This window comes from Mycobacterium sp. (assembly GCF_035603715.1).
Classification (GTDB): domain Bacteria; phylum Actinomycetota; class Actinomycetes; order Mycobacteriales; family Mycobacteriaceae; genus Mycobacterium.
This window is the reverse complement of the sequence record NZ_DATNJW010000070.1, coordinates 1-6789: the sequence shown is the minus strand read 5'-3', so window position 1 is coordinate 6789 and position 6789 is coordinate 1. Positions and strand designations below refer to the sequence as shown.

Sequence of the window (6789 nt, the reverse complement as noted above, 5' to 3'; positions counted from 1 at the left end):
AGCGGCTCGACGAGACGGCCCTCACCGCCGATTAGCAGCGACCCGGCCAGCGGCCGTTCACCTGCCCGGTACCGACGCAGTTTCTCGGGCTGCGGCACACCGAGCTGCTTGGCGAGAAACGAGCCCGGCCCGGAGTTGACGACTTGGGAGAATAGATCGGGTGCCACTGAGTTGCCTTCCGTGGTGTGGGGTACCAGTACCGTAGTCGAGAGCTAACTTACTCCAGAGTAAGAACAGTGAGTAGGATGGCTCCCAACACCGGATAACCAACAACTGACGGAGATAAGCGTGGCTTCTGACACCTCCTCTTCACGCTCCCTGCGCCGCGTCGCTGTGCTGGGTGGCAACCGGATCCCGTTCGCGCGGTCGGACCGCGCCTACGCCGAGGCGTCCAACCAGGACATGTTCACCGCCGCTCTGGGCGGGCTGGTCGACCGGTTCGGTCTGTCCGGTGAGCGGCTGGGTGCGGTCATCGGCGGCGCCGTCCTCAAACACAGCCGCGACTTCAACCTGATGCGCGAATGCGTGCTCGGATCCGCGCTGTCGTCCTACACGCCGGCGTTCGACCTGCAGCAGGCGTGCGGTACCGGGCTGCAGGCCGCGATCGCCGCCGCCGACGGCATCGGCGCGGGCCGCTACGAGGCGGCCGCCGCGGGCGGGGTGGACACCACCTCCGATGCGCCGATCGCGCTCGGCAACAACCTGCGCCACACCCTGCTGGGCCTGCGCCGGTCCAAGTCCAACCTCGACCGGCTCAAGCTGGTCGGCAAGCTACCGGCCAGCGTCGGCGTGGAGATTCCGGTGAACAGTGAGCCGCGCACCGGGCTGTCGATGGGTGAGCACCAGGCGATCACCGCCAAAAAGATGGGCATCAAGCGGGTCGACCAGGATGAGCTGTCCGCGGCCAGTCACCGCAACATGGCGGCGGCCTACGACCGCGGCTTCTTCGACGATCTGGTCACCCCGTTCCTCGGTCTCTACCGCGACGACAACCTGCGGCCGGACTCGTCGGCGGAGAAGCTGGCCAAGCTCAAGCCGGTGTTCGGCGCGAAGGCCGGCGACGCCACGATGACGGCCGGAAATTCGACGCCGTTGACCGACGGCGCCTCGGTGGCGTTGCTGTCCAGCGAGGAGTGGGCCGCCGAGCACTCGCTGACCCCGTTGGCCTACTTCGTCGACGCCGAGACCGCATCGGTCGACTACGTCAACGGCCCCGACGGCCTGCTCATGGCGCCGACGTACGCGGTGCCAAGACTGCTGGCCCGCAACGGGCTGACGCTGCAGGACTTCGACTTTTATGAGATCCACGAGGCGTTTGCTTCGGTGGTGCTCGCGCACCTTCAGGCATGGGAATCCGAGGAGTACTGCAAGGAGCGGCTCGGCCTGGACGCGGCGCTGGGGTCGATCGACCGATCCAAGCTCAACGTCAACGGCTCGTCGCTGGCCGCCGGTCACCCGTTTGCCGCGACTGGCGGACGCATCCTCGCCCAGCTGGCCAAGCAGCTGCACGAGGCCAAAACGAAGAACGGCGGCAAGCCGGTACGCGGCCTGATCTCGATCTGCGCCGCGGGCGGCCAAGGCGTCGCCGCGATTCTAGAGGCCTGAGAGCCGCGTTGCGGTGAGCGATTTGCCCGGCGTTTAGCGGCAGCAACGCTGGGGTAGCCAATTGGCTGGATAGCTCCGTGCTGTCGTCCGACCCCCCGACCCGACGACAGCACGGAGCGTCCCCGAACCAACGCCCGTCGGTTGTCCCGTGCGGGTAGAGACCGGGGCCGCCGACGGCATGAGGGGATTTCGTCGGCGGCCCCTCCCCATTTATCGACATGGATAGCAAAATCCCCCGTCTCCGAGGAGAACGGGGGATTTTGCTATGCAGTGTGGATCAGAATGCGGCTTCGTCGAGCTCCATGATTTCGTTGTCGATCGTCTCCAACACCTGGCGGGTGCTGGTCAACAGCGGCAGGAAGTTCTTGGCGAAGAACGACGCCACGGCGATCTTGCCCTCGTAGTACGAGCGGTCCGAGTCGCTGCATCCGGCGTCCAGAGCCTCCAGGGCCACCGCAGCCTGACGCTGCAGCAACCAACCGATGACCAGGTCGCCGACGCTCATCAGGAAGCGCACCGAACCCGTGCCCACCTTGTAGATGCTGGAGATGTCGTCCTGCGCGGCCATCAGGTAGCCGGTCAGCGTCGCCGCCATCGCCTGGACATCAGCCAGGGCGGTGGACAGCAGCGCACGCTCGGCCTTGAGTCGGCCGTTGCCGGACTCGTTCTTGATGAACTCTTCGATCTCCCCGGACACGTGGGCCAGCGCGACACCCTTGTCGCGGACGATCTTCCGGAAGAAGAAGTCCTGCGCCTGGATGGCCGTGGTGCCCTCGTAGAGCGAGTCGATCTTGGCGTCACGGATGTACTGCTCGATCGGGTAGTCCTGCAAGAAGCCGGACCCACCGAAGGTCTGCAGGCTCTCGGTGAGCTTGGCGTAAGCCTGCTCGGAGCCGACACCCTTGACGATCGGCAGCATCAGGTCGTTGACCTTGACGGCCAGGTCGGCATCCACACCGTGCAGTGCCTTGGCGACCGCCGCGTCCTGGTAGGTCGCGGTGTAGAGGTACAGCCCACGCAGACCCTCGGCATACGCCTTCTGGGTCATCAAGCTGCGACGCACGTCCGGGTGGTGGGTGATGGTCACCCGCGGCGCGGTCTTGTCGGTCATCTGGGTCAGGTCGGCGCCCTGCACCCGCTCCTTGGCGTAGGCCAGCGCGTTGAGGTAGCCGGTGGACAGCGTCGCGATGGCCTTGGTACCGACCAGCATGCGGGCGTTCTCGATGACCTCGAACATCTGCGCGATGCCGTTGTGCACCTCGCCGACCAGCCAGCCCTTGGCCGGCACGCCGTGCTGACCGAAGGTCAGCTCACATGTGGCGGAGACCTTGAGGCCCATCTTGTGCTCGACGTTGGTGACGAAGACGCCATTGCGCTCGCCCGGCTCGCCGGTCTCGAAGTCGAACAGGAACTTCGGCACGAAGAACAGCGACAGACCCTTGGTACCGGGTCCGGCGCCCTCGGGGCGGGCCAGCACCAAGTGGAAGATGTTCTCGAACATGTCGTCCGAGTCACCCGAGGTGATGAAGCGCTTCACACCGTCGATGTGCCAGGAGCCGTCATCCTGCTGGATGGCTTTCGTCCGGCCGGCGCCGACATCCGAGCCGGCGTCCGGCTCGGTGAGCACCATGGTCGAGCCCCAACCGCGCTCGGCGGCCAGCACTGCCCACTTTTTCTGCTCTTCGGTCGCCAGGTTGTAGAAGATCTGGGCGAATCCCGCGCCGCCGGCGTACATCCATACCGCCGGGTTGGCGCCGAGCAGGTGCTCATGCAGTGCCCACAGCATCGCCTTGGGCATCGGCATGCCGCCGAGCTCTTCGTCCAGACCGACCTTGTCCCAGCCGGCCTCGATGACCGCGTGCACCGACTGCTTGAACGAGTCGGGGAGCTTCACTGAATGTGTCTCGGGGTCGAATACGGGGGGATTGCGGTCACCCTCGACGAACGACTCGGCGACCGGGCCTTCGGCCAGTCGGCTCATTTCGGTGAGCATTTCGCGGGCCGTGTCGGCGTCCAGGTCGGCGTAGTCGCCCTCCCCGAATGCTTTGTCGATGCCCAACACCTCGAACAAGTTGAATACCTGATCGCGGACGTTGCTCTTATAGTGGCTCACTGGTTCCTCCTCGATGAGAACGCCACTTGATGGTTGGGTACTAAGGCTAAGTTACCCACCAGTAACACGGCTAAACTATACCCGTCGGTAACCGTGCGCAAGCGACTGTGAGCTAAATTTCATCGGCTAATCAACCAACTAGTTGGGTTCGCGCTGATCAGGACCCTGGCATACCGCTTCACCTGGGATGATGATGAGTAGGTGTCAATTGTGTCAAGCGTCACGACCCTGCCGGAAGTGGACCTCCGTCACCCCTCTGGCCAACTAAGAGAGCGGCTCCGCGAGGCCGCCCACGAGGTGGGCTTCTTTTACCTCACCGGACACGAGGTACCCGACGGGCTGATCGACCGTGTGTTGGCGGCGGCGCGGCGATTGTTCGCGCTGCCCCAAGCCGAGAAGGACGCTGTCGCGATGGTGCGCAGTCCACACTTCCGCGGCTACACCCGGCTGGGCGGTGAGCTGACCCAAGGGGAGGTGGACTGGCGCGAGCAGATCGACATCGGTCCGGAGCGCGAGCCGATCGGCGGCCCGGGCAAGCCCGACTACCTCTGGCTGCAAGGTCCCAACCAGTGGCCCGCAGGCTTGCCGGAGCTACCAGGGATCGTCGCCGAGTGGGATGCGGCCCTGGCCACGGTGGCCCGCAGCTTGTTGAGTCAGTGGGCGGCAGCGTTGGGCAGTCCGGCGGATGTTTTCGACGCCGCGTTCGCCGGGGCGCCCGCCACCCTGATCAAGATCGTGCATTACCCGGCGACGGCGAGCCGATCGCAGGGCGTCGGTGCGCACCGGGACTCGGGGGTGCTGACGCTGCTGCTCGCCGAGCCAGGCAGTCAGGGATTGCAGGTGCGGGCCGGTCGCGACGGCGACTGGATGGACGTTCCCGCGCGGGACGGAGCATTCATCGTCAACATCGGTGAGCTGCTGGAGTTGGCGACCGGCGGCTACCTGCGGGCCACCGAACACCGGGTGAATCTGCGCCAGGTGGCTGACCGGATCTCGGTACCCTATTTCTTCAATCCGCGACTGGACGCGCAGGTGCCAACGCTGGCGTTGCCGGCCGAACTCGCAGAGCGTTCCGGGCGCCATGCGGACCCGTCCGATCCGATCTTCTCGGTGTATGGCCGCAATGCCTGGAAGAGCAGGTTGCGGGCACATCCGGACGTTGCAGCGGCGCACGGCTACGTAACGGCCAGCGCACAAGTTGTAACGCCCGGCGGGTAGGGTCAGCACTACAAAATCCCGTCGACGCGAGTGAAGCCCGGTGAACCTACCCGACAAGCTGACGCCTACCTCCCTGCGCGAGGCCTTTGGTCATTTTCCGTCCGGCATCATCGCCATCGCCGCCGAAGTCGACGGGGTCCGAGAAGGGCTGGCGGCGAGCACGTTCGTCCCGGTGTCGCTGGATCCTCCGCTGGTCTCATTCTGTGTGCAGAACACCTCGACGACGTGGCCGAAACTCAAGGACGTCCAGGCGCTGGGCATCAGCGTGCTGGGCGAGTCGCACGACGGCGCCGCCCGGGCCCTGGCCGCCAAGACCGGCGACAGATTCGCCGACTTGGAAACGGTGTCCTACAGCAGCGGCGCGGTGTTCATCCACGGCACCAGCCTGTGGATGGAAACGGCGATCGAGCAACTCATTCCGGCCGGGGACCACACGATCGTGGTGCTGCGGGTCAGCGACGTCCGAGTCGATGGAGATGTCGCGCCGATCGTTTTCCACCGCAGCGTCTTCCGGCGCCTCGGCGTCTAGGGGCGCCTGCCGAGTTCGTCGCGGTAGGCCTGTACCCGACGCTCGATTTCCGCGCCTTCCTCGTCTCGTCCTTCTTTGTGGGCGAGTTCAGCGCGCGCCGTCAGCTCATTGATCGCTGTGCGAATGTCGTTGATGCTGGTGGGCTTTCGGATAGTCATGGTGGCCGCCTTTCCGGTTATACCCGACGGTACTCGGATCAGCGGCGCCCTAACACCCGTTGCTTATCGACGGAACAGCTTGTTGCCCAGCCAGACAACCGGATCGTATTTGCGGTCGGCGACACGCTCTTTCATCGGGATCAGGGCGTTGTCGGTGATCTTGATGCTCTCGGGACAGACTTCCGTGCAGCACTTGGTGATGTTGCAGTAGCCGAGGCCGTGCTGCTCCTGTGCCTGGTCGCGCCGATCCATCGTGTCCAGCGGATGCATCTCGAGCTCCGCGATCCGCATCAGAAAACGCGGGCCGGCGAATGCTTCCTTGTTCTCCTCGTGGTCACGGATCACGTGACAGACGTTGTTGCACAGGAAGCACTCGATGCACTTCCGGAACTCCTGAGAACGTTCCACGTCCTCCTGCTGCATCCGGTAATCGCCGGGCTGCAGATCCTTGGGCGGCGCGAACGACGGGATTTCCCGGGCCTTTTGGTAGTTGAACGACACGTCGGTGACCAGATCGCGGATCACCGGGAAGGTGCGGATCGGCGTCACGGTGACAACCTCGTCTTCGGCGAAGGTCGACATCCGCGTCATGCACATCAACTTGGGCTTGCCGTTGACCTCAGCCGAGCACGAGCCGCACTTGCCGGCTTTGCAGTTCCACCGCACCGCCAAGTCGGGCGTCTGGGTCTGCTGCAGGCGGTGGATGATGTCGAGCACCACCTCGCCTTCGTTGACCTCCACGGTGAAGTCCTGCAGCCCACCGTTGGTGTCGTCGCCACGCCAGACTCGCATGGTTGCGTTGTAGCTCATCAGCCTCTCCGTCCTGGGTGGTCGGCCAGCTCTTCGTCGGTGTAGTACTTCTCCAACTCGGCGATCTCGAATGCCTCGAGCAGGTCAGGCCGCATCGGGATCTGGTCCTTGTGCGTCACGGTGACGTCGGGCACCACCTCGTCGCCACCGGCGGCGCTGCAGACCAGCAAGACCTTGCGCCACGACGAGTCCATCCCCGGGTGATCGTCACGGGTGTGGCCGCCGCGGCTTTCGGTGCGCTCCAACGCCGCCTTGGCGACGCATTCGCTGACGAGCAACAAATTCCGCAGGTCGAGCGCCAGGTTCCAGCCGGGGTTGTACTGCCGGTGTCCCTCGACGTGGATGTGCTTGAAGCG

General features: G+C 64.9%; 6 protein-coding genes and 2 pseudogenes. 3 read left to right on the top strand and 5 right to left on the bottom strand.

The annotated features are described in order from the left end of the window. Positions 1-167: pseudogene (locus VN856_RS02850) on the bottom strand (short chain dehydrogenase); the annotation flags it as partial. 121 nt (positions 168-288) lie between these two features. Here VN856_RS02850 and VN856_RS02845 point away from each other — a divergent pair. Further along, positions 289-1605 carry an acetyl-CoA C-acetyltransferase gene (locus tag VN856_RS02845; RefSeq protein ID WP_414686854.1) on the top strand — a complete coding sequence of 439 codons (1317 nt, stop codon included), beginning with the start codon at positions 289-291 and terminating at the stop codon, positions 1603-1605. 277 nt (positions 1606-1882) lie between these two features. Here the strand turns inward: VN856_RS02845 and VN856_RS02840 are convergent, their stop codons facing one another. After that, on the bottom strand, positions 1883-3718 hold the full coding sequence (locus VN856_RS02840) for an acyl-CoA dehydrogenase (RefSeq protein WP_325685943.1): 1836 nt from the start codon (positions 3716-3718) through the stop codon (positions 1883-1885). A gap of 210 nt (positions 3719-3928) precedes the next feature. Here VN856_RS02840 and VN856_RS02835 point away from each other — a divergent pair, with 210 nt between their 5' ends. Next, positions 3929-4936: an isopenicillin N synthase family dioxygenase gene (locus VN856_RS02835; protein WP_325685941.1), complete on the top strand. Its 1008-nt coding sequence runs from the start codon at positions 3929-3931 to the stop codon at positions 4934-4936. A 40-nt stretch (positions 4937-4976) separates the two neighbouring features. After that, positions 4977-5465 (top strand): flavin reductase family protein, encoded by a 489-nt coding sequence (locus VN856_RS02830; protein WP_325685939.1) that lies wholly within the window; start codon positions 4977-4979, stop codon positions 5463-5465. Here the strand turns inward: VN856_RS02830 and VN856_RS02825 are convergent. The 3 genes and pseudogenes from VN856_RS02825 to VN856_RS02815 all read right to left on the bottom strand — a co-directional run. Continuing rightward, complete coding sequence (locus tag VN856_RS02825) at positions 5462-5623, bottom strand: hypothetical protein (protein ID WP_325685937.1); 162 nt, start codon at positions 5621-5623, stop codon at positions 5462-5464. The genes VN856_RS02830 and VN856_RS02825 overlap by 4 nt on opposite strands. A gap of 63 nt (positions 5624-5686) precedes the next feature. Beyond that, positions 5687-6433 carry a succinate dehydrogenase/fumarate reductase iron-sulfur subunit gene (locus tag VN856_RS02820; RefSeq protein WP_325685935.1) on the bottom strand — a complete coding sequence of 249 codons (747 nt, stop codon included), beginning with the start codon at positions 6431-6433 and terminating at the stop codon, positions 5687-5689. After that, positions 6433-6789: pseudogene (locus VN856_RS02815) on the bottom strand (fumarate reductase/succinate dehydrogenase flavoprotein subunit); the annotation flags it as partial. The pseudogene VN856_RS02815 and the gene VN856_RS02820, both read right to left, overlap by 1 nt.

Excerpts from the sequence above, each read along its gene's own strand:
- VN856_RS02820 (WP_325685935.1), bottom strand. The coding sequence starts at position 6,433 with ATGAGCTACAACGCAACCATGCGAGTCTGGCGTGGCGACGACACCAAC.
- VN856_RS02825 (WP_325685937.1), bottom strand. The coding sequence starts at position 5,623 with ATGACTATCCGAAAGCCCACCAGCATCAACGACATTCGCACAGCGATC.